The sequence below is a fragment of the Leptothrix mechoopdaensis (SeqCode) genome (assembly GCF_053893855.1).
Genome location: NZ_CM132699.1, coordinates 3,755,370 through 3,780,720 on the forward strand (window position 1 = coordinate 3,755,370; position 25,351 = coordinate 3,780,720).

Sequence of the window (25,351 nt, forward strand, 5' to 3'; positions counted from 1 at the left end):
GACGCCGTGACGAGCCTGCGCCTGACCCTCATTGCCGGTGCCGCGCTGCTGGCGAGCTGCAGCAGCCTGCAGCCCGCCACGAAGCCGCTGGCCTGCGAGGCGCTGCCGGCGGCGCTGGCGACGCTGTCGTCGCCGCCCGCGCTGCAGTCGGTGCGGCTGACGCTGGCCCGCCAGGTCGCGGCCGATGCCCAAGGCAACCCGGCCCATTGCCTGGTGCAGGGCGAGGCCAACCCGCGCACCGGCCTCGACGGCCGGCCCTACGCGATCGGCTTCGAGATGCGCCTGCCCGACGACTGGAGCCGGCGCTTCGTGCACCAGGTCAACGGCGGCAACGACGGCAAGGTGGTGCCGGCCCTGGGCGCCCTGGGCATCCAGCAGCGTCACGCGCTGCAACGCGGCGACGCGGTGATCAGCTCGGATGCGGGCCACAGCGAGGACTCGCCCGCCAACGCCGCCGCCGGCCTGGCGCGTGGCAACGTCTTCGGCGAGGACCCGCAGGCGCGGCGCGACTATGGCTACGCCGCCAACGACACCGTCTACCGCATCGCGCAGGCGCTGATGGCCGGTCGCTACGGGCAGAAACCGCAGCGCAGCTACATGCTGGGCTGCTCCAACGGTGGCCGTCATGGGCTGGTCGCGGCCAGCCGCTACGGTGACCGCTACGACGGCATCCTGGCCGGCGCACCGGGCTTCAACCTGCCGCGCGCGGCGGTCCAGCATGCCTGGGACGTGCAGAGCTGGCAGCAGGCCGATGCCGACATCCGCCGCGCCTTCAGCCCGGCCGACATGCGGCTGGTGGCCGACCACGTGCTGGCGCGCTGCGATGCGCTGGACGGCTTGGCCGACGGCATCGTCGCGGACCTGGCGGCCTGCCAGCCGCGCGTGAATCTGGCCGAGCTGACGTGCCCTGGCGCCAAGACCGCCCAGTGCCTGAGCGCCGCGCAGGTCGGTGCCCTGCAGCGTTCGCTGGCAGGGCCACGCAACAGCCGCGGCGAGGCGCTCTACAGCGACTGGCCGTGGGATGCCGGCATGGGCGCGGGCAACTGGCGCTTCTGGAAGCTCGAAAGCCAGATTCCGCCGTGGGACCGCCTGCCGCTGATCGCGACGATGGGCGCCGGCTCGCTGGCCCATGTCTTCACGACACCGCCGACCGCCATGCCCGGCACGCCGGCCGCGCTGCTGGCCTACCTGAGCCGCTTCGACTTCGACCGCGACGCGCCGGGCATCCTCGCCACGTCGGGCGCGTACAGCGAGTCGGCGATGGCCTTCATGACGCCGCCCGATGTCGACGACCCGAAGCTCGCGACCTTCCGCGCCCGGGGCGGCAAGCTGCTGGTCTATCACGGCCACAGCGACGCGGTGTTCTCGGTCCACGACACGCGCCGCTGGGTCGAGCGGCTGCAGGCCAACGGCGGCGCCGATGCGGTGCGCCACTACGGCGTGCCCGGCATGGCGCATTGCAGCGGCGGCCCGGCGACCGACCAGTTCGATGCCTACGGCGCGCTGGTCGACTGGGTCGAGCAGGGCCGCGCCCCGGCCGCCCTCGTCGCCACGGTCAACCCGGCCAACCCCGAGCTGCCGGCCGGCTGGTCGAAGCAGCGCAGCCGGCTGCTGTGCCCCCATCCCCAGGTTGCCCGCTACCTCAGCGGCAACCCCGAATCGGCCGCCAGCTTCCGCTGCCTGGCGCCCTGAAGAACCGTTCCAGGAGACCCGACCCATGGCCCTCGACAAGCCCTACCAGGACGTGCCCGGCACGACCATCTTCGACGCCGAGCAGTCCCGCAAGGGCTACTGGCTGAACCAGTTCTGCATGTCGCTGATGAAGGCCGAGAACCGCGAGCGGTTCAAGGCCGACGAACGCGCCTACCTCGACCAGTGGCCGATGACCGAGGAGCAGAAGCAGGGCGTGCTGACGCGCGACCTGAACCGCTGCATCGCGGCCGGCGGGAACATCTACTTCCTGGCCAAGATCGGCGCCACCGACGGCAAGAGCTTCCAGTTCATGGCCGCCAGCATGACGGGCATGACCCAGGAGGAGTACATGGCCATGATGCTGGCCGGCGGCCGCTCGGCCGAAGGCAACCGCCACCTTGGCGAGGACGGCGACGCGCAGCCCCACCGGCAGCCGCAAGGCAAGGCCAACCAGAAGAAGGAGGCCTGACATGGCCCGCATCACCGCATCCGTCTACACCTCCCACGTGCCGGCCATCGGCGCGGCGCTCGACCTGGGCAAGACCGCCGAGCCGTACTGGCAGCCGGTGTTCGCCGGCTACGAGCCGAGCAAGCAGTGGATGAAGGACAACAGGCCCGACGTGATCTTCCTGGTCTACAACGACCACGCGACGGCCTTCAGCCTGGAGATGATCCCGACCTTCGCGATCGGCTGCGCGGCCGAGTTCCAGCCGGCCGACGAAGGCTGGGGCCCGCGCCCGGTGCCCAAGGTGATCGGCCATCCGGACCTGGCCGCGCACATCGCGCAGAGCGTGATCCAGGACGACTTCGACCTGACCATCGTCAACAGGATGGACGTCGACCACGGCCTGACCGTGCCGCTGAGCCTGATGTGCGGCCAGCAAAGCCCGACCGACGGCGCCTGGCCCTGCCCGGTCATCCCGTTCGCGGTCAACGTGGTGCAGTACCCGGTGCCCAACGGCCGGCGTTGCTACAACCTCGGCCGCGCGATCCGCAAGGCGATCGAGAGCTACGACGAGCCGCTGAACGTGCACATCTGGGGCACCGGCGGCATGAGCCACCAGCTGCAGGGCGCGCGCGCCGGCCTGATCAACCGCGAGTGGGACAACGCCTGGCTGGACCAGCTGATCGCCGACCCCGAGGCCGCCGCCGCGACGCCGCACATCGACTACGTGCGCGAGGCCGGCAGCGAGGGCATTGAACTGGTCATGTGGCTGATCGCGCGCGGCGCGATGGCCGATGCCGACGGGGGTCCGAAGCCCACGCTGCGTCACCGCTTCTATCACGTGCCCGCCTCGAACACGGCGGTCGGACACGTCATCCTCGAGAACAACGTCTAAGGAACGAACGACATGAGCGACAAGACGATCAAGGTGGCCCTGGCAGGCGCCGGCGCCTTCGGCATCAAGCACCTGGACGGCATCCGCAACATCGACGGCGTCGAGGTGGTCTCGCTGATCAGCCGTGACCTGGAGAAGACCCGCGAGGTCGCCGCCAAGTACGGCATCGGCCACGTCACCACCGAGCTGGACGACAGCCTGTCGCTGCCCGAGGTCGACGCCGTCATCCTCTGCACCCCCACGCAGATGCACGCCAGCCAGACGCTGGCCTGCCTGAAGGCCGGCAAGCACGTGCAGGTCGAGATTCCGCTGTGCGACGTCTACCGCGAGGGCCAGGAGGTGCTGGCGCTGCAGCGCCAGACCGGCCTGGTCGCGATGGTCGGCCACACCCGCCGCTTCAACCCGAGCCACCAGTACGTCAACGGCAAGATCAGGGCCGGCGAGTTCAACATCCAGCAGATGGATGTGCAGACCTACTTCTTCCGCCGCACCAACATGAACGCGCTGGGCCAGCCGCGCAGCTGGACCGACCACCTGCTGTGGCACCACGCCGCGCACACGGTCGACCTGTTCGCCTACCAGTGCGGCTCGCCGATCGTGAAGGCGAACGCGATCCAGGGCCCGATCCACCCGACGCTGGGCATCGCGATGGACATGAGCATCCAGCTGAAGGCCGCCAACGGCGCGATCTGCACGCTGAGCCTGTCCTTCAACAACGACGGCCCGCTCGGCACCTTCTTCCGCTACATCGGCGACAGTGCGACCTACATCGCGCGCTACGACGACCTTTACACCGGCAAGGAAGAGAAGATCGACGTCTCCGGCGTGGCCGTGTCGATGAACGGCATCGAGCTGCAGGACCGCGAGTTCTTCGCCGCGATCCGCGAGGGCCGCGAGCCCAACAGCAGCGTGGCCGGCGTGATGGACTGCTACCGCGTCCTGCACGAGCTCGAACAGCAGCTCAACGGCTGAGCCAGCCCTTGCGCTTCATCCTCTCGGTCACCGTCCCGATCTACCTGCTGATCGGGGTGGGCTGGCTCGCCGTGCGCGGGGGCCTGTTCCAGAAGGCCGAGATGCGCGTGCTGGGCCGCTTCGTCGTCAACTTCTGCCTGCCGGCGCTGGTGTTCACGGCGCTGTCGCAGCGCCGCATCGCCGAGGTGCTGCACCCGGTCTACCTGCTGGCCTATGCGGCCGGATCGCTGCTGATGCAGCTCGGCGGACTCTGGTACGCGCGCCGCGTGCGCGGCCTGCCGCTGTCGCCGGCCGCGCTGCGCGGGCTGGGCATGTCGGCGTCCAACAGCGGCTTCGTCGGCCTGCCGATCGCGCAGCAGGTGATCGGCCCGATCGCCGGCGTCGTGCTGGCGCTCAACATGATCGTGGAGAACCTGCTGGTGCTGCCGCTGGCGATGGCGCTGGCCGACAGCGGCGCGCAGCAGCGCAGCCGCATGTGGCCGGCGCTGGCCGTGTCGCTGCGCGGGCTGCTGCGCAACCCGCTGATCCTGTCGATCCTGGCCGGCCTGCTGTGCGCGCTGACCGGCCTGCGCCTGCCCGAGCCGGTGGCCCGCACCGTCGCGCTGGTGTCGACCGCATCGAGCCCGCTGGCCCTGTTCCTGATCGGCGGCACGCTGGTCGGGCTGCGCCTGCAGGGCATGTTCGGCGCGGTGCTGGAGGTCGTCTTCGGCAAGCTGGTGCTGATGCCGCTGACGATGGCCGCGCTGCTCTGGCTGCTGCCGCCGGTCGACCCGCTGCTGCGCACCGGCGCCGTGCTGTTCGCGGCGATGCCGATGCTGAGCGTCTACCCGGTGCTGGCGCAGAAGCACCACGACGAGGACTTCTGCGCCGCCGCGCTGCTGGCCGCGACGGTGGCCTCGTTCTTCACGATCAGCGCGCTGATCTGGGGCCTGGGCGAGCTCGACGGCTGGCTGCCGTGAGCGGCTCGCCCGGTCGTTCAGAGTTCCAGATCGGTCGCCTGGGTCGGGCCGGTCTCGCCTGAGGCTTCGGCGGCGATCTGGCGCAGCGCGGCGACGAAGACCTCCGGCGGCTGGCCGCCCTCGATCAGGTGGGTGTCGTTGACGATGAAGGCCGGCACCGACTGGATGCCCAGCTCCTGCCAGTACTGCTCGCGCTCGCGCACCGCGTCGGCATGGGCGTCACCGGTCAGGATCACGGCGGCCTCGTTCGGGTCCAGCCCGACCGCATCGGCCAGCCGGATCAGCAGGCCCGGATCCCCCGGGTCGCGGCCATCGGTGAAGTGCGCGCTCAGCAGCGCCCGCTTGAGCGCCAGCTGGCGGTCGCCGCCGTCGGTCTCGTCGACCTCGCCGGCCCAGTGCAGCAGCCGGTGGGCGTCGAAGGTGTTGTAGGTGCGGCTGCGCTTGTCCATCGAGAAGGCGAAGCCGACTGCGGCACCGCGCTCGGCGATCTTGGCGTGCATCTGCTCGATCTGGGCCGGCGAGGAGCCGTACTTGCGGCTCAGGTAGTCGACGATGTCGGCGCCACCGGGGCCGAGCGTCGGGTTCAGCTCGAAGGGCTCGAACCGGATGCGCGGGGCCAGTTCGCCCTCCAGCTGTTCAAGCGCCCGCATCAGCGAGCTGACGCCCACGGCGCACCAGGGGCAGACCACGTCGGAGACCACCTCGATGGTCATGGGCTTGTGCTGCGCGTTCATCTCGACACCTGCTGACCCGCCTCGCCGGCGACACCCATCGCCCGGGCGTCGGGCCCTGAGGGAGCGAAGTCTAGGACGGTCGGAGCATCCGCACCGGCATCGGCCTACAGTCGCGCGATGGACCGCATCACCAGCGTTCAGCTCTACATCCGCGTGGTCGAGACCGGCAGCTTCAGCCGCGCCGCGGTCGAGCTCGGCATCACCCAGCCCACGGCCACCAAGGCGGTCGCCGCGATGGAACAGCGGCTCGGCGCGCGGCTGCTGCACCGCTCCTCGCGCGGGGTCACGCCCACCGAGGTCGGCGCGATCTACTACGACAAGTGCAAGCGCATCGCGCACGAGATCGACGAGGCCGACAACCTCGCCACGCTGCTGCAGAGCCGCGTCGGCGGCACGCTGCGCGTCAGCACCTCGGTCGCCTTCGGCCGGCGCGTGCTGGTGCCGCGCGCGCTGCGCTACATGGCGCTGCACCCGGGCGTGACGATCGACCTGAGCTTCGAGGACCGCTACGTCGACCTGGTCCAGCAGGGCGTGGACCTGGCGATCCGGATGGGCCGGCTGGCCGATTCATCGCTCGGCGCGCGTTACCTGGGCGACAACCCGTGGGTCATGGTCGCCTCGCCCGACTACCTCGCACGGCGCGGCCGGCCGCAGGGGCTGGACGACCTGGCGCGGCACGACTGCCTGGTCTACAGCAGCGTGCAGGGCGACGACCGCTGGAGCGTCGGCGCACCGGGCGGCACGCCACCGCAGTCGATCGCCGTGCGCGGCCCCCTGCGCTCGAACAACCTGTCGGCCGTGCTGGCCGCCGCACGCGGCGGGCTGGGGCTGGCGATGCTGCCGTGGTACGTGGCGCGCGAGTCGGTCGAGAACGGCCGCGTGATGCCGGTGCTGACCGACCACACGCTGCCGTCGCAGGAGATCCACGCCGTCTTCCCGTCGCCCAAGCTGGTGCCCTCGAAGGTCACCAGCTTCATCGCCCACCTGCAGGAGTCGCTGCAGGGGCGGTGGTGGGAGATGGCCGATCCGGGCTGATCAGCTCCGGATCAGGTGGTCGAACGCGCCGAGCGCCGCCTTGGCGCCCTCGCCGACCGCGATGACGATCTGCTTGAACGGCACGGTCGTCACGTCGCCGGCGGCGTAGATGCCGGGCACGCTGGTCTGGCACTTGGCGTCGATGATGATCTCGCCGAAGCGGCTCAGCTCGACCGTGCCGCGCAGGAACTCGGTGTTGGGCACCAGGCCGATCTGCACGAACACGCCGGCCAGTTCGAGCGTGTGCTCGGCACCGGAGACGCGGTCCTTGTAGCGCAGGCCAGTCATCTTCTGGCCGTCGCCGATGACCTCGGTGGTCTGCGCGTTCACGTGCACCGTCACGTTGGACAGGCTGCGCAGCTTGTTGACCAGCACCTGGTCGGCCTTGAGCTGGTCGGCGAACTCCAGCAGCGTGACGCTGCGGACCACGCCGGCCAGGTCGATGGCGGCCTCGACACCCGAGTTGCCGCCGCCGATCACCGCGACGTCCTTGCCCTTGAACAGCGGGCCGTCGCAGTGCGGGCAGTAGGCCACGCCCTTGGTCTTGTAGGTGTCCTCGCCGGGCACGTTCATGTTGCGCCAGCGCGCGCCGGTGGCCAGGATCACCGTGCGGGCCTTCAGCTCGGCGCCGTTCGCCAGCTGGACCGAGGCCAGCGCGCCGGGCGCCGAGGCCGGCACCAGCGCCTGCACGCGCTGCAGCGTCATCACGTCGACGTCATAGGCCTTGACGTGGGCCTCCAGCGCGGCGGCGAACTTCGGGCCGTCGGTCTCCTGGACCGAGATGAAGTTCTCGATCGCCATCGTGTCCATCGTCTGGCCGCCGAAGCGTTCGGCCACGATGCCGGTGCGGATGCCCTTGCGGGCCGCATAGACCGCCGCCGCCGCGCCGGCCGGGCCGCCGCCGACGATCAGCACGTCATAGGGCGCCTTCTCGCTGAGCTTGAGCGCCTCGCGCGCCGCCGCGCCGGTGTCGATCCTGGCGAGGATCTCGCCGAGCTCGATGCGGCCGCTGGAGAAGTCGGCGCCGTTCAGCTCGGTCTTGGGCACGGCCATGATCTGGCGCGCCTCGACCTCGGCCTGGAACAGCCCGCCGTCGATCGCGACGTGGCGCACACGCGGGTTCAGCACGGCCATCAGGTTGAGCGCCTGCACGACGTCCGGGCAGTTGTGGCAGGTCAGGCTCATCCAGGTCGTGAAGCTGAAGTCGCCCTGCAGCGCGCGGATCTGCTCGACCACGGCCGCCTCGACCTTCGGCGGATGACCGCCGGCCCACAGCAGCGCCAGCAGCAGCGAGGTGAACTCGTGGCCCATCGGCAGGGCGGCGAAGTGCACGCCCATGTCGTGGCCGACGCGGGTGATCTGGAACGAGGGACGGCGCTCGTGGCGACCGTCGAAGCGGGTGGCGATCTTCTGCGGCGCGATCGCGGCGATCTCGGTGATCAGCTCGCGGATGTCGGCGGCGCCCTGCGAGTCGTCGAGGCTGGCGATCAGCTCGATCGGCTGCGTGATCTTCTCGAAGTAGGCGGCCAGTTGGCCCTTGGTGGTGTCGTCCAGCATGGTGCGGTCCTTTCGGTGACGTGTCGCGGGGGCGAGTCGATTCCCGGCCCAGTTGAAAGCACGCCGGCCTCGGCCGTCACATGCTTTCAACTGCTCCGCAGCAAACTTTCTCGCATCGCTCGGTGCATCGTCTTCATCCAGCGCAGACGGTGGATCCGGCTTGGCCGGTCCACCCGTCTGGCCCCCCTTGAGGGGGGAGCGGCATCAAGCCGCTCCGGGGGGTGGGCCAGGAATCAGATCTTGCCGACGAGGTCGATGGAGGGAGCCAGCGTCTTCGCGCCTTCCTTCCACTTGGCCGGGCAGACCTGGCCGGGGTTGGCGGCGGTGTACTGGGCAGCCTTCAGCTTGCGCAGCGTTTCCGACACGTCACGGGCGATCTCGTTGGAGTGGATCTCGGCGGTCTTGATGACGCCGTCCGGGTTGATCACGAAGGTGCCGCGCAGCGCCAGGCCTTCTTCGGCGATGTGAACGCCGAACGCGTTGGTCAGCGTGTGGGTCGGGTCGCCGACCAGCGGGAACTTGGCCTTGCCGACGGCCGGCGAGGTCTCGTGCCACACCTTGTGCGAGAAGTGCGTGTCGGTCGTGACGATGTAGACCTCGGCACCGGCGGCCTGGAAGGCGGCGTAGTTGTCGGCGGCGTCCTCGATCTCGGTCGGGCAGTTGAAGGTGAAGGCGGCCGGCATGAAGATCAGGACCGACCACTTGCCCTTCAGGCTCTCGTCCGACACGGTGATGAACTTGCCGTTGTGGAAGGCCTGGGTCTTGAACGGCTGGACTTGGGTGTTGATGATGGACATCGTGTTTCCTCGGGTTGTGGAGAGGGGTGGTGAAGAATCTATAGCCTGAATGCTATCGACGTTTCATGTGCGATTGCATCAACGATCTCAATCACCCTCGTTAACCCGCCGCTATCGACCTCCGCTCATCCGTTGTCTGCGCAAGCCTGCGCCGCTGGCGCCGCCTCAGTCCGGCGCGCCCATCAGCGAACGCGAGTTCTTCGGGTCGCGGAACACCAGCGGGCGTTCGACCACCCGGCCGGCGTCGGCCGCCTGGACCGCCTTCATCACCTCGGCGTGGTGCGGGCTCTTCGGGCAGACCGGGTCGGCGGCGGTCGGGTCGTTGGCCAGCAGGAAGGCCTGGCAGCGGCAGCCGCCGAGGTCCTTTTCCTTGTCCGGGCAGGACACGCAAGGCTCCTTCATCCAGCCGGTGCCGCGGTAGCGGTTGAAGCCCTCGCTGTCGCGCCAGATGTGGGCGATGCCGTGATCGCGCACGTTCGGGAAGCTCAGGCCCGGCAGCATCTTGGCGGTGTGACAGGGCAGCGCGGTGCCGTCCGGCGTGACGGTCAGGAAGACGTTGCCCCAGCCGTTCATGCACTTCTTGGGCTGGCCCTCGTGGTAGTCCGGCGCGACGAAGAACAGCCGCATCCGGCCTTCGAGCTTCTGCCGCCACGCGTCGGTGACGGCCTCGGCGCGGCGGATCTGGTCGGAGGTCGGCAGCAGCTGGTCGCGGTTGAGGTGGGCCCAGCTGTAGTACTGCGAGTTGGCCAGTTCGAGGTACTCGGCCCCGAGCGCCTCGGCCATCGCGATGATGCGGTCGATGTGGTCGATGTTCAGGCGATGCAGCACCACGTTCATCACCATCGGCCAGCCGTTGGCCTTGATGCGCTCGCCGACCTGCTGCTTCAGGCCGAAGGTCTTGGTGTGGCTCAGGAAATCGTTGAGCTCGCGGGTCGAGTCCTGGAAGCTCAGCTGGACATGGTCCAGCCCGGCCGCCTTCAGCGCGGCGGCGCGGGCGTCGGTCAGGCCGACGCCGGAGGTCAGCAGGTTGGTGTAGTAGCCCAGCCGGTGCGCCTCGGCGATCAGCAGCTCCAGGTCGTCGCGTTCGAGCGGCTCGCCGCCCGAGAAGCCGCATTGCACGGCACCCAGTTCACGGGCCTCGCGCAGCACGCGCAGCCAGTCCTCGGTGGACAGTTCCTGCGCCTTGCCGGTGGCCGCGAAGTCGAGCGGGTTGTAGCAAAACACGCAGTGCAGCGGGCAGCGGTAGGTGACCTCCGCGAGCAGCCAAAGCGGCGGGCCGATCGGCGGGTTGACGGGTGCCGCGCTCATGACCAGCGCACCCAGCCCTGTTGCCGCGCCATCTGCAGGAAGGCGATCACGTCGGCGCGCAGGCCCTGCGCACCGAAGGCCGATTCCAGCTGGCTCACCAGCTGAGCCACCGAGACGACGCCGTCGCAGCGGCTCAGGATCTCGCCGGCGCTGCGGTTGAGCTTGACCATGCCCTCGGGGTAGAGCAGCACGTGGTTGCCCTGGGCCTGCTCCCACTGCAGGCGGAAGCCGGCGGCGACGGCGGGCACGCTGTCGTCGTGCAGGTCGATCGTCGGGCTCATGCGTTCACCCCGTAGCGCTGCGCCATCGCGTCGTTCATGGCCCACAGGATGTCGAGCTTGAACTGCAGGATCGTCAGCGCGCGTTCCTGCTGCGCGCGGGTGCGGAAGTGCGCCAGCGTCACGGCCAGTCCCTGTTCGACATCGCGCCGCGCCTGGCTGACGCGGTTGCGGAAGTAGCTCAGGCCCTCGGTCTCGATCCACGGATAGTGCTCGGGCCAGGTGGCCAGGCGCTGCTTGTGGATCTCGGGCGCGAACAGCTCGGTCAGCGACGAGCAGACCGCCTCCTGCCACGGCGCCTCGCGGGCGAAGTGGATGTAGGCATCGACCGCGAACTTCACCGCCGGCACGACATGGCGCAGGTCGGTGATCTCCTCGCGGCTCAGGCCGGTCGCCGTGCCCAGGCGGATCCAGGCCTCGATGCCGCCAGCATCCTTGACCTCGCCGATCTCGAAGCCGTCGTGGTCCAGGATGCGCTGGATCCAGCCGCGCCGCACCTCGCGATCGGGGCAGTTGGACAGCACGGCGGCGTCCTTCACCGGAATGGCGATCTGGTAATAGAACCGGTTGGCGACCCAGCCGCGGATCTGCTCGGGGCTCGCGCGGCCGGTGTTGAGCATCACGTTGAACGGGTGGTGGATGTGATAGCTGCGGCCACGCTCGCGCAGCTTCTGCTCGAAGGTGACGGCGTCCCAGGCGGGCGCGTCGGCCAGCGCGGCGGCGGCCTCGGGGCTCAGGGGCGGCAGGGTGGCGTGGTTCATGGCGGGGCCTCTTGCGGGGTCAGAACATCAGTTCGAGGCCGTCATGCGTGACCTCGACCCCGTGGGCCTCGACGGTGCGGCGCTCGGGCGAGGCCTCGTCGAGGATCGGGTTGGTGTTGTTGATGTGGATGAGCAGCTTGCGGGTGCGCGCCGGCAGGCGGCCCAGCACCTCCAGCATCCCGCCGGGGCCGGACTGCGGCAGGTGGCCGATGTCGCGGGCGGTCTTGCGCGAGAAGCCGAGCTGGATCATCTCGTCGTCGGTCCAGAAGGTGCCGTCGACCATCACGGCGTCGACGCTGTTCATGGCCTCCCACACGGCCGCGCTGATCGCGCCCAGGCCGGGGGCGTAGAAGACCCGCCCGCCGGTGGCCGTGTTCTCCAGGATCAGGCCGACGTTGTCGCCGTCGACCGGCGACTCGCGGTGCGGCGAATACGGCGCCGGCTTGCTGTCCAGCGGCAGCGCGGTGATGCGCAGGTGGGCCAGCCCGGGCGTGCCCGGCGCGGTCGGGAGCGTGACGGGCGTGCCGTCGATCGGCAGCTCGTGCCAGTCGACACCGCAGTAGTGGCCCAGCACGCGCAGGATCGGGTTGCCCTGGCTCAGGTCCTCATGGGCCGGCCGGGTGCTCCACAGCGGCAGCGGCGTGCCGCGTTCACGCAGCATGAACAGGCCGGTGCTGTGGTCGATCTGGCCGTCGCACAGCAGCACGGCGGCGATGCCGGTGTCGCGCAGCGCACGGGCCGGCTGCAGCGCCGGGCTGCGCTGCAGCTGGGTCAGGATGTCGGGCGATGCGTTGACCAGCAGCCAGTCGTCCGGGCCGCCGACGGCGATCGACGACTGGGTGCGGGCGCGGTGGTGCGGCGAGCCGGCGCGCACCGCCGCGCACTGGCGGCAGTTGCAGTTCCACTGCGGGAAACCACCGCCGGCGGCGGAGCCCAGCACGCGCACGGTCAGGGCTTGCGGGGCGAGGGTCGGGGAGTCGGTCACGGGGGCGGTCACAGGGCGGTCTCGGCAGCAGTCTCGAGGACGTCAGACGCGACACGGCCCGGCGTCGGAACGAGTCCGGGCCGGGCCGTGGCGGCTCGCAAGGGGACGTGGTGTCGCGGTGCCCGCTCAGCGGGCGGCGACGTACATCGTGATCTCGAAGCCGAAGCGGAAGTCGATCGCGGCGGGGGTTTCCCAGGTCATGGCAGTCTCCAGTTCAAGTGTCGAAGGGGGTTCGGAAGCACCGGTGGTGTTCCGATGCGTAGCCAGTGTCGGCAATCGACGCGGCGCTGTCGTCGCTCGGACCATGAGCCGGGGCTCATGAAAATCGCCATTCGGCGGGCGGGTAGTCCCCAGCCTCCGGGGCGCCGCCAGGCCGCCGCGACGCCGGGACAATCGCGTCATGGCCAGCATCACCGCCCATTCCGAACCCGTTGCCGACGCCAGCATCGCCACCGCGCGCACCAGCCGCCGCAGCCTGCGCTTCAAGGTCCAGGTGCTGCTGGCCGTGCTGATGGCGGGGTTCGTCGCGGCGCTGCTGCTGCTGCAGATCTTCGCGACCCGCAGCAGCGTCCACGAGGAGATCGTCGCCGGCAACCGCGTGGCCGCGCAGATGCTGCAGCGGGTCGGCTGGGTCTACCGCCTGTCCGGGCCGGACGGCATGCTCGATTTCCTGCGCCAGCTCGGCCGGGTGCGCGCCAACGAGATCACGCTGGTCGACCGCGAGGGGCGGCCGATCTACCGCTCGCCGCCGTCGGTCTACAAGCAGGGCCGCGAGGCTCCGGCCTGGTTCACCGACTGGATCGCGCCGCCGCCGCAGCGCCAGATCATCGAGCTGCCCGGCGGCGGCAAGCTGACGGTCGAGGCCGATGCCTCCCGCGCGGTGCTGGACGGCTGGGACGACCTGCAGCGCCTGGCCGCGCTCGGCGGCGTGGCGCTGTTGCTGATCAACGCGCTGGTGTTCTGGTTCGTCGGCGTCACGCTGCGACCGTTCGCGACCATTCTGGAAGGCCTCGGCCGGCTTGAACGCGGCGACTATGCGGCCCGCCTGCCGGCCCTGCCGGGGCGCGAGGCCGGCTCGATCGGCACGGCCATCAACCGCATGGCCGCCGCCGTCGAGGACCAGCTGCAGGCCCGACTGGCCGCCTACGAGGCCCAGCGTTCGCTGGCCGAGAGCCGCGAGATCGCCCATCAGGTCGAGCTGCACACCGAACGCGAGCGGCGCGAGATCGCCCGCGAGCTGCACGACGAGCTGGGCCAGTCGGTCACCGCGATGCGCAGCCTGGCGATGTCGCTGTCCAACCGGCTGGCCACGCGCGACTCGGCTGGTCAGGCCACCGCGACGCTGATCGCCGACGAGGCCGGCCGGCTCTATTCCGTCATGCACGGCCTGATCCCGCGCCTGACGCCGCTGGCGCTCGACAGCCTGGGCCTGGCCGACGCGCTGGCCGACCTGGCCGGCGGCGCGCGCCAGCACCCGGGCGCACCCCGCATCGAGCTGACGGTCACGCCGTTGCCGGCCGACCTGGACGGCGACCTGGCGCTGGCCGCCTACCGGGTCGTGCAGGAGGCCCTCAACAACGCGCTGCGCCACAGCGGCGCGACGCTGCTGCACATTGCCGTCCAGCTCGATGACCTGCCCGGCCAGCCGCGCCTGCGGGTGCGGGTCGACGACAACGGCTGCGGCCTGCCGGCCGACTGGCAGCGGCCCGGCCACTACGGCCTGCGCGGCCTGCGCGAGCGGGTCCGCAGCCTCGGCGGCACGCTGGCGGTCGAGGCGGCCCAGCCGGGCGGCGAACGACCGGGCGTGCGGATCGAGGCCGATCTGCCGATCCTGGCTGCCGGGGCGATCGGCACGGGAGCCGGCCGATGATCCGCGTCATGCTGGTCGACGACCACACCATCGTCCGGATGGGCTTCAAGATGCTGCTGGAGTCGGCCGATGCCGGCATCGAGGTGGTCGCCGAGGCGGCGTCCGGCGACGAGGCGCTGGCGCTGGTCGAGCGGGTCCGGCCCGACCTGCTGGTGCTGGACCTGTCGATGCCCGGCATGACCGGCCTGGAGCTGCTGCGCCGGCTGCGCGCCCGCGACGACACGCTGCGCGTGCTGGTGCTGTCGGCCCACGAGGACACCGCCCACCCGCGCCGCGTGCTGGCCGCCGGCGCGCAGGGCTACCTGAGCAAGCGCGGCGCGCCCGAGGCCCTGGTCGACGCGATCCGCCGCGTCGCCGCCGGCCAGCGCTACATCGACCCGGCCATCGCCCAGAAGCTCGCGCTGGCGCAGCTCGGCAACGAGCCCAACCCGGTCGACGCGCTGTCCGAGCGCGAGTTCGAGGTCTTCGTGATGCTGGCCCGCGGCGCCAGCGTGGCCGACATCGCCAGCCGCCTGAAGCTCAGCGCCAGCACCGTCGGCACCCACCTCTACAACGTCAAGCAGAAGCTCGGCGCGGCCAACCAGGCCGAGCTCACGCTGCTCGCGCTGCGCTGGGGCCTGCTGGAGGCATGAGCGGTCGCGAGGGGCCACGGGCCGAGCGCCGGGCCGCCCCAAGCCGGCCCGCATCCCCCCGGGGGATCGACGGGCGTATTCGCCCGGCGAGGGGCCCACATCACACCTGCACCCGAGTGCCCAGCTCCACCACCGCGTTGTCGGGCAGTCGGAAGTAGGCGGCGACGTCGCTGGCGTGGCGGCTCATGACCGCGAACAGCGCCGCGCGCCAGGCCGCCATGCCGGGGTCGGCGGCCGGCACCACGGTCTCGCGGCTCAGGAAGTAGCTGGTTTCGAACACCGGCACGCGCAGCCCGTGCGTGGCCGCCAGCGTCAGCGCCTGCGGCACGTCGGGCGTGTTCATGAAACCGTAGTGCAGGGTGACGCGCCAGAAGCCGTGGCCGAGCGGCTCGACCTCGATGCGCTCGGTCATCGGCACCCACGGCACCGGCTCGAACACGACCGTCAGGATCACGTTGCTGCGGTGCAGGACCTGGTTGTGCTTGAGGTTGTGCAGCAGCGCCTGCGGCACCGTCGCCGGGTCGGCCACCGGGTAGACCGCCGTGCGGTCGGCGCGGCAGATGCCGGTGGTGTCGAGCGCGTCGACGAAGGGCCGCAGGTCCAGCCCTTCCTGGCGGATGCCCGCCAGCAGCCGGCTGCGGCCACGCGCCCAGGTGCTCATCGCGACGAACAGCAGCAGGCCCAGCGCCAGCGGGAACCAGCCGCCGTCGAGGAACTTGACCGCGCAGCCGGCCACCAGCAACAGGTCCAGCACGAGGAAGAAGGCGGTCGCGCCGATCGCCAGCGGCGCCGGCACGCGCCAGGCGCGCCGCACCACGAACCAGGTCAGCAGCGTGGTGATCAGCATCGTCAGCGTCACCGCGATGCCGTAGGCCGCCGCGAGCGCGGACGAGCTGCCGAAGTGCAGCACCGCCGCCACCACGCCGGCCAGCAGCACGGCATTGACGGCCGGCATGTAGATCTGGCCGGCCTCGCGGGCGGAGGTGTGGCGCACCCGCATGCGCGGCAGGAAGCCGAGCTGGATGGCCTGCTGCGTCATCGAGTAGGCGCCCGAGATCACCGCCTGCGACGCGATGATGGCCGCCGCCGTCGCCAGCACGACGGCCGGCAGCACCCAGGCGTCGGGGAAGAGGCGGTAGAACGGGTTCTCGATGGCGCCCGGATCGGCCATCAGCAGGGCCCCCTGGCCCAGGTAGTTCAGCGCCAGCGACGGCAGCACCAGGCCGGTCCAGGCCAGCTGGATCGGCCGGCGGCCGAAGTGGCCCATGTCGGCGTAGAGCGCCTCGGCGCCGGTCAGCGCCAGCACGATCGCACCGAGCGCGGCGAAGACGTGCCAGCCCCGCGCCAGCAGGAAGTCGAGCGCGTGCACCGGGTTCAGCGCCGCGAGGATGGCCGGCGACTCGGCGATGTGGAACAGGCCCGACACGCCCAGCGTGACGAACCACAGCACGATCACCGGCCCGAACCAGCGCCCGACCGCCGCCGTGCCGTGGCGCTGCATCGCGAACAGGCCGATCAGCACGAGCACCGCCAGCGGCACGACCCAGGCGTCCAGTGCCGGCGTGACCAGCTGCAGGCCCTCGATGGCACCGAGCACCGAGATGGCCGGCGTGATCACGCTGTCGCCGTAGAACAGCGTCGCGCCGAACACGCCCAGAAGCAGCAGGCCGTGGCGCAGCCGGGGCTGCTCGCGCACCGCCTGCGCGGCCAGCGCCGTCAGCGCCAGCCCGCCGCCTTCGCCGTGGTTGTCGGCGCGCAGGATCAGCACGACGTACTTCAGCGTCACCACCAGCATCAGCGCCCAGAAGATGACCGAGACCGCGCCGATCAGGTTGGCCGCGTCCAGCGGCACGCCGTTGGCGGGCGAGAAGACTTCCTTCATCGTGTAGAGCGGGCTGGTGCCGATGTCGCCGTAGACGACGCCGATGGCGCCCAGCGTCAGCGCGGCCAGGCCCTGGCGGCGATGGGACGACGGCTGTGCGGCGTCGTGGCTGTTGCCGTTGCTGTTGCCGTTGTCGGTCGGGTGACGCGACGTGGGCAGGTCGGCACTGGCGGAACGGGATTCGGGCATGGACATGACCCTGGAAACTGCGAGGCCCCGAGCGTGCCGCCGCTCGCATCAGGATCGCATCAGGACGCCGTCAGCCACGCATCACGACCCAGGCCGCTCCGGATCGGCCAGCCGGTAGCCGATGCCCGGCTCTGTCAGCAGCAGCCGCGGATCACCCGGCGTGGCTTCCAGCTTGGCGCGCAGCTGGCCCATGTAGAGCCGCAGGTACTGGGTCTGGTCGACGTGTTCGGCGCCCCAGACATCGGCCAGCAGCTGGCGGTGCGTGACCACCTGGCCGGCCTGCCGCACCAGCCGCGCCAGCAGCTTGAACTCGGTCGGCGTCAGGTGGACCTCGACGCCGTCGCAGCAGACCCGGTGGGCCGGCAGGTCGACGCAAAGGCCACCGGCCTCGTAACGGGTCTGGGCTGGCGCGACGACCGCGCCGCGATGACGCCAGGCCACGCGCATGCGCGCCAGCAGCTCGGCCAGGCTGAACGGCTTGACGAGGTAGTCGTCGGCACCGGCATCGAGCAGCGCGACCTTGCCGGCCTCCTCGCCACGCGCCGAGATCACGATCAGCGGCAGCGATGCGCGGCTGCGCAGCTCGGTGACCAGTTCGGTGCCGTCGCCGTCCGGCAGGCCCAGGTCCAGCAGCACCAGGTCCAGACCGTGCGTGGCCAGCGCCTGGCGGGCCTGCGCCCGGGCGTCGGCCAGGCTGGCGGCGGCCAGCACGCGGTGACCTTCGACGCTGAGCGCCTCGCGCAGCGTGGTGCGCAGCTCGCGGTCGTCCTCGACCAGCAGCACGGTGCGGCTCATGTCGGCGCTTCCATCGGCAACGAGAGTTCGAAGCTCGAGCCGCCGTGGCCGCGCGGGCGCAGCACCAGCTCGCCGCCGTGCACGCGCGCGATCGAGCGGCACAGCGCGAGCCCGAGTCCGGCGCCGTGGCGGCCGTCGCCGGCCGGATCACCGCGCCCGGCATCGCCACGGGCATAGGGCTCGAAGATGCGGCCGCGCAGCGCCGGTGGCACGCCCGGACCGCGGTCGCGCACGGCGATGACGACCCGTTCGGCGGCGACCCGCGCCAGCACCTCGACCGGCCGGTGCGGCCCGCCGTGCCGCAGCGCGTTGTCGAGCAGGTTGTCGAGCAGCTGGACCAGCAGCACCGCGTCGACCCGCAGCAGCGGCAGCGGGCCGATCAGGCGGGACCGCAGCGGCGCTTCCGGGTGGCGGGCGCGGACCCGTCTCAAGGCCGTGCCGACCAGTTCCTCGACCGATTCCCAGTCGCGCCGCAAGGCCAGGCCGGGCGCGTCGAGCCGGGCCAGCTGCAGCGTGTTGTCGGTCAGGCGGGCCAGCTGCGTGGCCTCGTCGACGATGGTCGCCGCCAGCCGGCGCCGCTGCGCCGCGTCGAGCCGCTCGCCCTGGTCGTGCAAGGACGACGCCGCGCCGAGGATGGTCGCCAGCGGCGTGCGGTGGTCGTGTGCGATGGCCGCCAGCAGCGTGTTGCGCAGCCGCTGGGCCTGCGCGGCCGCGTCAGCCTGACGCGCCGCCTCGCGGGTGGCGGCCCGGTCCAGCGCCGCGCCCATCAGGTCGCACAGCGCCTGGGCCTGGTCACGGGCCGGCATGGGCCAGGGCTCGGCGTCATCGCTCACGCCGGGCAGGCGCAGCAGCGCGACGCCGTGCACCGCCGAAGGCCCGCGCAGCGGCAGGTACCAGGCCGGCTGTTCCTCGTGCCGGCCGGTGCCGGGGCCCATCGGCCGGCCGGTGTCGCGGCACAGCACCAGCCCGGCGATCTCGTCGGCGCTGCAACCGGGCGGCGGCGCATCGGGCGGCGGCGCGTCAGGCCCGATCTCGATCGCCACGACGACCGACTGCACGAACCCGGCAGCCTCGGCCAGCTCGGTGCGCAGCCGCGGCAGCAGCGACGGCAGGTCCGCCGCGTCGCGCAGGGCCTCGCCGAAGCGGCGCAGCTGTTCGGACCGGCGCTCGCCCGCCCGCGCCGCATCGGCCAGCGCGCGCTGTCGGGCGACCAGCAGCGTGACGATCCAGCTGACCACGAGCACGGTGACCAGCAGCAGCACGTGCTGGTGCAGGGCCACCTGCCAGGTGCCGCGCGGCGGCACGAAGGCGAGGTCGAAGGCCAGCACGGCCAGCCCGCTGGCGACCAGCGTCCGGCCCGGCGACCCCCACGGCGAGGCCAGCGCCGACCCCAGCACCAGCAGCAGCGCACCGGTGGCCAGCTCGATGTGGCGGTCGAGCAGGAACAGCAGCCCGAAGGTGGCCGCCCAGACCGCCAGCGCGGGCCAGCCGCGCCGCCCGTCGCGCCATCCTGAAGACCGTGAGTTCATGGCGACGAAGCTAGCACGGCCGGCCTCAGGATCGCGTCAGGACGGGGCGGCGGCGACACTTCACGCCATGCTCTTCAGCCCTCTCGAACGCCGTCTGCTGCCCTACATCGCGGTGCAGGCCGGCGTGTCCACGCTGGTCGGCTTCGGCGCCGTGCTGGTCCATGCCGAAGGCGGCATCGTCGCCACGGTCACCTACACGCTGGTGATGCTCAGCGCGGTCATGGCCGGGCTGTCGCTGGTCTATGCCAGCGGCGCGCTGTGGCGGGTCGACAGCCGGCGCATGAGCCGGGCGGCGATGCTGCTAGCCGCCGGGCTGCTGCCGTTCGCGCATCGGCATCCGGGCCTGCTGGCCCTGGCGGTCGGCGGCTTCATCGGCCTGGCCTGGGCCGGCCGGCACTGGATCGAGCTGCGCCAGGTCGAGGATGCCGAGCGCGACAGCTACGCCTCGCACGTCACCGTCACGTCGGTGGTCGTCAGCCTGGTGGTGATGGCACTCGCCAGCCTGTGGCTGACCTGGGCCGGCGACGGACCGGACGCCACGCGCGGCCTCTACCGGGGCTATGCCGCGCTGGCGGCGTTCGGCGCGCTGGCCACCGTGCACCGCCTGCCGGACACGCCGCCGGTGCGCCTGCATCGGCCCTGGGCGCTGGTGCGGCAGGCGGGCTGGCGGGCGTCGATGCGGCTGTACGGGCTGTCGTCGGTGATGTTCGCGGTCGGCACGGTGATGAGCGCCAGCGGCGCCATGCAGGCGCTCGGCAAGGCCAGCCACTACGGCTGGGTCGCGACGCTGGCGACGCTGGCCGGCGCGTTCGGCCTGTGGGCGCTGCGGCACCGCCGCCATGCCGGCAACCGGGTCCGGACCATGGCCCTGTCGACGCTGGGCCTGGCCACCGCCCACCTGCTGCTGGGTGCCAGTGCCTGGGTACCGGCCCTCTACGTGCTGCACCTGGTCATGCAGGCCGGCATCAGCCCGTTCTGGCAGGCCAGCGAACAGGTGCTGCACCAGCGCGCGATGGACTTCCACGGCTCGCTGGCCGACCGCATCGCGATGCGCGAAGCGGGGCTGTGGCTGTTCCGGATGATCGCGCTGGGCGGTTTCTGGACGGTGATGCACGACGCGACGCCGGCCACCATCCTGGCCAGCGGCGCCGGCCTGATGGCGCTGGCGACGACGCTGGAGTTCCTGATCGGCCGGGCCTGGTTGCGCCGTGCCGATCAGGCCGACGGGACGGGTCTAGGCGCCTGACGCCGGCGTGATCGGCGTGCCAGGCGCGACGGGCGGCTCGCTGGCCATGCCGTGTTCGCGCCGCCAGGCGATCGCGGCATGCACCGCCAGCTGCTGCGCCTCGGTCATGCGCGACCAGCCGGCGATCTCGTCGAGGCGGCGCAGGCAGCCGGTGCAATGGCGCTGGGCGGCGTCCAGCCGGCAGACGTTGATGCAGGGGCTCGGCACGCGCCCGGGCGGCGTGGCCTGGGGGCGGGCGGTCGTCATGGTGTGCCCGCCGCAGCCGGTGCGACGCCCTCCACGACATCCCGCACCGGCGCGTCGCCACACAGCCGGGCCAGCTCGGCCGGGCTGAGCGGGAAGACCGCGCACGGATGGCCGGCCGCCGCCCAGATGACCGGGAAGCGCCCCAGCGAGGCATCGACCAGCACCAGCGGCGCGTTCAGGTGGCCGACCGGCGACACGCCGCCGATCGAGAAGCCGGTCTGCGCCTTGATGTAGGCCGCATCGGCACGGCCGATCGGGCCGGCATGGGCGACCACGCGGGCCTCGTCGACGCGGCGGTCGCCGGCCGTCACGACCAGCACGGCGACGTCGTCGGCGCGGCGCCGGAAGATCACGCTCTTGGCGATCTGGCCGAGCGACACGCCCAGCGCGTCGGCCGCTTCCTGCGCGGTGCGGGCCGGCACGTCCAGCCAGTGGACCGGGTGGCCGTGGCCCCGGGACGCCAGCTCGGCGACGACGCGGCGGACCGGCTCGGGGCGGTCGGGGTCGTCGACGCGGACGAGGGAGGTGGACGCCAGCGGGCGGTCGATCGGATCGGTCATGGGGCACGCGTTCAACGGGGAAGGCGCGATTGTCCAGCGCCCGGGATAGGCCGCAGCGGCGCTAGGCGATGTCGTCGACCAGACCGTCCGGGCCCAGCTCGGCGGCGAGGCCCGAACGCTGGATCAGCGAGCGGGCCTGCGCCTGCGGGGCCGCCAGCACCAGCGCGATGCCGGCGCGGCCCAACTGGCGGTGCAGCTGGCGCAGCGCGTCGACGCCGGAGGTGTCGATCCAGATCAGCCGGTCCAGGTCCAGCACCAGCCGGGTCGTGCCGGCCGGCAGGCGTGTCTCCAGCCCTTCGAGCTTGCCGACCGCGCCGAAGAACAGGGCGCCCTGCAGGCGCTGCAGCACGGTGCCTTCGGGCAGATCCGCCAGATCGGGCCGGTCGACCGGCTCGACGCTGAACAGCTGGCTCATGCGCCAGATGAAGAAGCCGCAGGCCAGCAGCAGGCCGACCTCGACGGCGACCGTCAGGTCGAACACCACCGTCAGCACGAAGGTGCCCAGCAGCGTCGTGCGGTAGGGCAGGTTGAACTGGCGCAGATGCGCGAAGGCGCGCCACTCGCCCATGTTCCAGGCCACGAACAGCAGGATGCCGGCCAGCGCGGCCAGCGGCACGTGCTGCGCCAGCGGCGCGGCGACCAGCATCACGACCAGGATCGCGGCCGCGTGGACCATGCCGGCGACCGGCGTGCGGGCGCCGGCGCGCACGTTGGTGACGGTGCGGGCGATGGTGCCGGTGGCCGGGATGCCGCCGAACAGCGGCGTCACGAGGTTGGCCACGCCCTGCGCCATCAGCTCCTGGTTCGGATCGTGGCGCGGGTGGTCGGCCAGGTTGTCGGCCACGCGGGCACACAGCAGCGACTCGATCGCGCCGAGCAGGGCGATGGTCACCGTCGGGATCAGCAGCAGCTTGGCGCTGGCCCAGCTCAGCGCCGGCAGCTCGATCGGCGGCAGGCCCTGCGGGATGGCGCCGAAGCGCGAGCCGATGGTCTCGACCGGCAGGTGCAGCCACGCGGTCGCGGCGGTCGAGGCGACCAGCACGACCAGCGTGCCGGGCAGGTGCGCGGCGATGCGGCCGATGCGGGCCCGCCAACCCTGCGGCGCGACGTCCATGCGGTAGGACTTGGGCCACAGCACGACCACCGCGAGGCTGGCCAGGCCGATCAGCAGCGCCAGCGGATCGAGCCGCGGCAAGGCGCCGGCCAGCACGCCGAGCTGGGTCAGGAAGTCGGCCGGCAGCTTGTCGATCGGCAGCCCCAGCAGGTCCTTGACCTGCGACAGGCCGATCAGCACCGCGATGCCGTTGGTGAAGCCGGTGACGATGCTGACGGGGATGTAGCGCACCAGCGCGCCGAGACGGAACCAGCCCATCAGCAGCAGCAGCACGCCGGCCAGCATCGTGGCGATCAGCAGGTTCGCCAGGCCGAAGCGCTCGACGATCCCGTAGACGATGACGATGAAGGCGCCGGCCGGCCCGCCGATCTGGACCTGCGAGCCGCCCAGCGCCGAGATCAGGAAGCCCGCGACGATCGCGGTGACCAGACCTTGTTCGGGCTTGACGCCCGAGGCGATGGCGAAGGCCATCGCGAGCGGCAACGCCACCACCCCGACCGTGAGTCCCGCAGCCGCGTCGGCCGCGAACGTCCGTCGGTCATAGCCGCGCCAGGCGTCGAGCAGGCGCGGGTGGAAGCGGTGGAGTGGCGGCAGGGTCTCAGGAGCCGGAGGCGGCCGAGGCGGCCGGAGCGGCGGCCGGTTCCGAGGCGGCGGCCGATGCGGCGCCGGAGGCGGCCGGGGCGGCCTCATGCGTCTCGGTGCCGTGCTTCTCGCCGCTCATGTCGATGTCGCCACCCTTGCTGAGGACGAACAGCGCCAGGGCTGCGAACAGGATGAAACCAACGACGAGCTTCCACATGACGGATGTTCCTTGGGTCTTGAGAGATGGGGAAAAGGTGCGGCCCGATCCTGTGCCGCGAGGTGGCCATGATGCGGTCGGGCACTGACGCACCGCTTGCGCTGCGCCAAACGACGACGCCCGGCACGGGGCCGGGCGTCAAGAGGGTGCCGACCCGACCGATGCGCGTGGCATCGGCCGGTCTGCGCGGGACTGGGATCAGTCGCCGGCGTAGATGTCGACGTCCTTGGTTTCCTTCACGAACAGCAGACCGATCACCAGGGTGATGGCAGCGATCGTGATGGGGTACCAGAGGCCGTAGTACATGTTGCCGTTCTGGGCCACCATCGCGAAGGCGATCGTGGGCATCAGGCCGCCGAACCAGCCGTTGCCGATGTGGTACGGCAGGCTCATCGAGGTGTAGCGGATGCGGGTCGGGAACATCTCGACCAGCATGGCGGCGATCGGGCCGTAGACCATCGTCACGTAGATCACCAGGATCGACAGGATCAGGATGACCTTGACCTTGTCCAGCTTGGCCGGGTCAGCCTTGGCCGGGTAGCCGGCTTCCTTCAGCGAACCCGTCAGTTCCTTCTTGAACGCGGCGATGGCCTTGCCCGACTCGTCGTCGAACTTGTGACCGCCGGCGGTCAGGACGCCGGTCGGAACCGCCAGTTCCTTGTCGCCGATCTTGACGATCGTCGGGGTACCGGGCGCCACGGCTTCGTTCACGTAGCTGGCCGAGTTCTGGGCCAGGGCACGCTTGGCGATGTCGCAGGGGTTCGTGAAGTCGACTTCACGGGCGATCGGGCTGCCCTGGAACGAGCAGGTCTTCGGGTCAGCCTTGACCGAGATCTGGGCGGTGGCTTGCGCCTTGGCCAGGTCCGGGTTGGCGGCTTCCGTCAGCGCCTTGAACAGCGGGAAGAAGGTCAGGATCGCGAGCAGCAGGCCGGCCATGATGATCGGCTTGCGGCCGATCTTGTCCGACAGGGTGCCGAAGACCACGAAGAACGGGGTGCCGATGATCAGCGACGCGGCGACCAGCAGGTTGGCGGTGGAACCGTCGACCTTCAGCACGCTGGTCAGGAAGAACAGCGCGTAGAACTGACCCGTGTACCAGACCACGGCCTGACCGGCGACCAGGCCGAACAGGGCCAGCAGCACGATCTTCAGGTTCTTCCACTGGCCGAACGACTCGGACAGCGGGGCCTTCGAGGTCTTGCCCTCTTCCTTCATCTTCTTGAAGGCGGGCGACTCGTTCATGCTCAGGCGGATCCACACCGAGATGGCCAGCAGCATGATCGAGACGATGAACGGCACGCGCCAGCCCCAGTCGGCGAAGGCTTCCTCGCCGACGATGGTGCGGGTCGACAGGATGACGATCAGCGACAGGAACAGACCCAGCGTCGCGGTGGTCTGGATCCAGGCGGTGTAGGCACCGCGACGGCCGTGCGGCGCGTGCTCGGCGACGTAGGTCGCGGCACCACCGTACTCGCCGCCCAGGGCCAGGCCCTGCAGCATGCGCAGGCTGATCAGGATGACCGGAGCGGCCACGCCGATCGACGCGTAGTTGGGCAGCACACCGACGATGAAGGTGGCCAGACCCATGATCAGGATCGTCACCAGGAAGGTGTACTTGCGGCCGATCATGTCGCCCAGACGACCGAACACCAGCGCGCCGAACGGACGCACGATGAAGCCGGCGGCAAACGCGAGCAGCGCGAAGATGAAGGCGGCGGACGGATCCAGGCCGCTGAAGAACTGCTTGGCGATGATCGCTGCGAGCGAGCCGTACAGATAGAAGTCGTACCACTCGAACACCGTGCCCAGCGAGGAGGCGAAGATCACCTTCTTTTCCTCGGCGGTCATCGGAGTTGCGGCGGCCGGTGCATTGGCGGTGGTGCTGGCCATGAAATCTCCTGGGAAGAAACTTGAGACGCTGCGGGTGCGGCGCTTGGGGCGGACTGTCAAAGGAGCCACTGACCAAGTCCTGACGCCCTTCCAACACAAGCTGACAACCCACGGGTTAACCCGCGCGTGATTTTTTGCATGGCGAGATTTCACGGACATCTCGACACCTGTCGAGGGTTAG

The 25,351-nt window shown here is 71.0% G+C and carries 25 protein-coding genes; 9 read left to right on the forward strand and 16 right to left on the reverse strand.

The annotated features are described in order from the left end of the window. Window positions 1-6: 6 nt before the first annotated feature. Genes ACWA7K_RS16270 through ACWA7K_RS16290 form a run of 5 tightly spaced genes read left to right on the forward strand, consistent with a single transcriptional unit; the run spans window position 7 to window position 4,963 of the window. On the forward strand, window positions 7-1,692 hold the full coding sequence (locus ACWA7K_RS16270; RefSeq protein ID WP_456210195.1) for a tannase/feruloyl esterase family alpha/beta hydrolase: 1,686 nt from the start codon (window positions 7-9) through the stop codon (window positions 1,690-1,692). A 25-nt stretch (window positions 1,693-1,717) separates the two neighbouring features. Further along, window positions 1,718-2,161 (forward strand): protocatechuate 4,5-dioxygenase subunit alpha, encoded by a 444-nt coding sequence (ligA, locus tag ACWA7K_RS16275; RefSeq protein ID WP_456162447.1) that lies wholly within the window; start codon window positions 1,718-1,720, stop codon window positions 2,159-2,161. Between the two features lies 1 nt (window position 2,162). Next, the gene (locus ACWA7K_RS16280; protein WP_456162448.1) at window positions 2,163-3,032 is read left to right on the forward strand and encodes a class III extradiol dioxygenase subunit beta; all 870 of its coding nucleotides are present in this window, start codon (window positions 2,163-2,165) and stop codon (window positions 3,030-3,032) included. Between the two features lie 12 nt (window positions 3,033-3,044). Next, window positions 3,045-4,004, forward strand: a complete 960-nt coding sequence (locus ACWA7K_RS16285) for a Gfo/Idh/MocA family oxidoreductase (protein WP_456162449.1) — start codon at window positions 3,045-3,047, stop codon at window positions 4,002-4,004. An 8-nt stretch (window positions 4,005-4,012) separates the two neighbouring features. After that, window positions 4,013-4,963, forward strand: coding sequence for an AEC family transporter (locus tag ACWA7K_RS16290; RefSeq protein WP_456162450.1), 951 nt, complete (start codon window positions 4,013-4,015; stop codon window positions 4,961-4,963). A 17-nt stretch (window positions 4,964-4,980) separates the two neighbouring features. On the opposite strand, the gene ACWA7K_RS16295 is transcribed toward ACWA7K_RS16290, so the two are convergent. Then, window positions 4,981-5,697, reverse strand: a complete 717-nt coding sequence (locus tag ACWA7K_RS16295; protein WP_456210197.1) for a DsbA family oxidoreductase — start codon at window positions 5,695-5,697, stop codon at window positions 4,981-4,983. A gap of 117 nt (window positions 5,698-5,814) precedes the next feature. Here ACWA7K_RS16295 and ACWA7K_RS16300 point away from each other — a divergent pair, with 117 nt between their 5' ends. Next, a complete protein-coding gene (locus tag ACWA7K_RS16300; protein WP_456162452.1) occupies window positions 5,815-6,732 on the forward strand; it encodes a LysR family transcriptional regulator in 918 nt (305 codons plus the stop codon). Here ACWA7K_RS16300 and ahpF read toward each other — a convergent pair whose 3' ends face one another. The 7 genes from ahpF to pqqA form a co-directional block, all read right to left on the reverse strand. Further along, complete coding sequence (ahpF, locus tag ACWA7K_RS16305) at window positions 6,733-8,289, reverse strand: alkyl hydroperoxide reductase subunit F (protein WP_456162453.1); 1,557 nt, start codon at window positions 8,287-8,289, stop codon at window positions 6,733-6,735. A 233-nt stretch (window positions 8,290-8,522) separates the two neighbouring features. After that, window positions 8,523-9,086 carry an alkyl hydroperoxide reductase subunit C gene (ahpC, locus tag ACWA7K_RS16310; protein WP_456162454.1) on the reverse strand — a complete coding sequence of 188 codons (564 nt, stop codon included), beginning with the start codon at window positions 9,084-9,086 and terminating at the stop codon, window positions 8,523-8,525. Window positions 9,087-9,251: 165 nt separating this feature from the next. After that, on the reverse strand, window positions 9,252-10,394 hold the full coding sequence (pqqE, locus tag ACWA7K_RS16315; protein WP_456162455.1) for a pyrroloquinoline quinone biosynthesis protein PqqE: 1,143 nt from the start codon (window positions 10,392-10,394) through the stop codon (window positions 9,252-9,254). Beyond that, the gene (gene pqqD / locus ACWA7K_RS16320) at window positions 10,391-10,675 is read right to left on the reverse strand and encodes a pyrroloquinoline quinone biosynthesis peptide chaperone PqqD (protein ID WP_456162456.1); all 285 of its coding nucleotides are present in this window, start codon (window positions 10,673-10,675) and stop codon (window positions 10,391-10,393) included. The genes pqqE and pqqD overlap by 4 nt, the downstream gene beginning before the upstream one ends. Next, complete coding sequence (gene pqqC / locus ACWA7K_RS16325; RefSeq protein ID WP_456162457.1) at window positions 10,672-11,433, reverse strand: pyrroloquinoline-quinone synthase PqqC; 762 nt, start codon at window positions 11,431-11,433, stop codon at window positions 10,672-10,674. Before pqqC ends, pqqD begins: the two co-directional genes overlap by 4 nt. A 19-nt stretch (window positions 11,434-11,452) precedes the next feature. Further along, complete coding sequence (gene pqqB / locus ACWA7K_RS16330; protein WP_456168840.1) at window positions 11,453-12,385, reverse strand: pyrroloquinoline quinone biosynthesis protein PqqB; 933 nt, start codon at window positions 12,383-12,385, stop codon at window positions 11,453-11,455. A gap of 159 nt (window positions 12,386-12,544) precedes the next feature. After that, complete coding sequence (pqqA, locus tag ACWA7K_RS16335; protein WP_456162458.1) at window positions 12,545-12,724, reverse strand: pyrroloquinoline quinone precursor peptide PqqA; 180 nt, start codon at window positions 12,722-12,724, stop codon at window positions 12,545-12,547. A 94-nt stretch (window positions 12,725-12,818) separates the two neighbouring features. Here pqqA and ACWA7K_RS16340 point away from each other — a divergent pair, with 94 nt between their 5' ends. Next, window positions 12,819-14,288 carry an ATP-binding protein gene (locus tag ACWA7K_RS16340; RefSeq protein WP_456162459.1) on the forward strand — a complete coding sequence of 490 codons (1,470 nt, stop codon included), beginning with the start codon at window positions 12,819-12,821 and terminating at the stop codon, window positions 14,286-14,288. Continuing rightward, the gene (locus ACWA7K_RS16345; RefSeq protein ID WP_456162460.1) at window positions 14,285-14,920 is read left to right on the forward strand and encodes a response regulator; all 636 of its coding nucleotides are present in this window, start codon (window positions 14,285-14,287) and stop codon (window positions 14,918-14,920) included. The genes ACWA7K_RS16340 and ACWA7K_RS16345 overlap by 4 nt, the downstream gene beginning before the upstream one ends. 100 nt (window positions 14,921-15,020) lie before the next feature. On the opposite strand, the gene ACWA7K_RS16350 is transcribed toward ACWA7K_RS16345, so the two are convergent. The 3 genes from ACWA7K_RS16350 to ACWA7K_RS16360 all read right to left on the reverse strand — a co-directional run bounded on the left by ACWA7K_RS16350 (window position 15,021) and on the right by ACWA7K_RS16360 (window position 19,315). Next, the gene (locus tag ACWA7K_RS16350) at window positions 15,021-16,991 is read right to left on the reverse strand and encodes a potassium transporter Kup (RefSeq protein ID WP_456162461.1); all 1,971 of its coding nucleotides are present in this window, start codon (window positions 16,989-16,991) and stop codon (window positions 15,021-15,023) included. A gap of 81 nt (window positions 16,992-17,072) precedes the next feature. Continuing rightward, window positions 17,073-17,786 carry a response regulator gene (locus ACWA7K_RS16355; protein ID WP_456162462.1) on the reverse strand — a complete coding sequence of 238 codons (714 nt, stop codon included), beginning with the start codon at window positions 17,784-17,786 and terminating at the stop codon, window positions 17,073-17,075. Continuing rightward, the gene (locus ACWA7K_RS16360) at window positions 17,783-19,315 is read right to left on the reverse strand and encodes a sensor histidine kinase (RefSeq protein ID WP_456162463.1); all 1,533 of its coding nucleotides are present in this window, start codon (window positions 19,313-19,315) and stop codon (window positions 17,783-17,785) included. The genes ACWA7K_RS16355 and ACWA7K_RS16360 overlap by 4 nt, the downstream gene beginning before the upstream one ends. 67 nt (window positions 19,316-19,382) lie before the next feature. Between ACWA7K_RS16360 and ACWA7K_RS16365 the strand changes: the two genes are divergently transcribed. Beyond that, window positions 19,383-20,561: a hypothetical protein gene (locus ACWA7K_RS16365; protein WP_456162464.1), complete on the forward strand. Its 1,179-nt coding sequence runs from the start codon at window positions 19,383-19,385 to the stop codon at window positions 20,559-20,561. On the opposite strand, the gene ACWA7K_RS16370 is transcribed toward ACWA7K_RS16365, so the two are convergent. The 5 genes from ACWA7K_RS16370 to ACWA7K_RS16390 form a co-directional block, all read right to left on the reverse strand. After that, window positions 20,550-20,807, reverse strand: coding sequence for a DUF1289 domain-containing protein (locus ACWA7K_RS16370; protein WP_456162465.1), 258 nt, complete (start codon window positions 20,805-20,807; stop codon window positions 20,550-20,552). The two genes, ACWA7K_RS16365 and ACWA7K_RS16370, sit on opposite strands and share 12 nt — an antisense overlap. Next, a complete protein-coding gene (locus ACWA7K_RS16375) occupies window positions 20,804-21,367 on the reverse strand; it encodes a YbaK/EbsC family protein (RefSeq protein WP_456162466.1) in 564 nt (187 codons plus the stop codon). Before ACWA7K_RS16375 ends, ACWA7K_RS16370 begins: the two co-directional genes overlap by 4 nt. A gap of 61 nt (window positions 21,368-21,428) precedes the next feature. Next, window positions 21,429-23,171, reverse strand: a complete 1,743-nt coding sequence (locus ACWA7K_RS16380; RefSeq protein ID WP_456162467.1) for a SulP family inorganic anion transporter — start codon at window positions 23,169-23,171, stop codon at window positions 21,429-21,431. Then, the gene (locus tag ACWA7K_RS16385; protein ID WP_456162468.1) at window positions 23,080-23,280 is read right to left on the reverse strand and encodes a hypothetical protein; all 201 of its coding nucleotides are present in this window, start codon (window positions 23,278-23,280) and stop codon (window positions 23,080-23,082) included. Before ACWA7K_RS16385 ends, ACWA7K_RS16380 begins: the two co-directional genes overlap by 92 nt. Before the next feature lie 198 nt (window positions 23,281-23,478). Then, the gene (locus tag ACWA7K_RS16390) at window positions 23,479-25,170 is read right to left on the reverse strand and encodes an MFS transporter (RefSeq protein ID WP_456162469.1); all 1,692 of its coding nucleotides are present in this window, start codon (window positions 25,168-25,170) and stop codon (window positions 23,479-23,481) included. Window positions 25,171-25,351 lie beyond the last annotated feature (181 nt).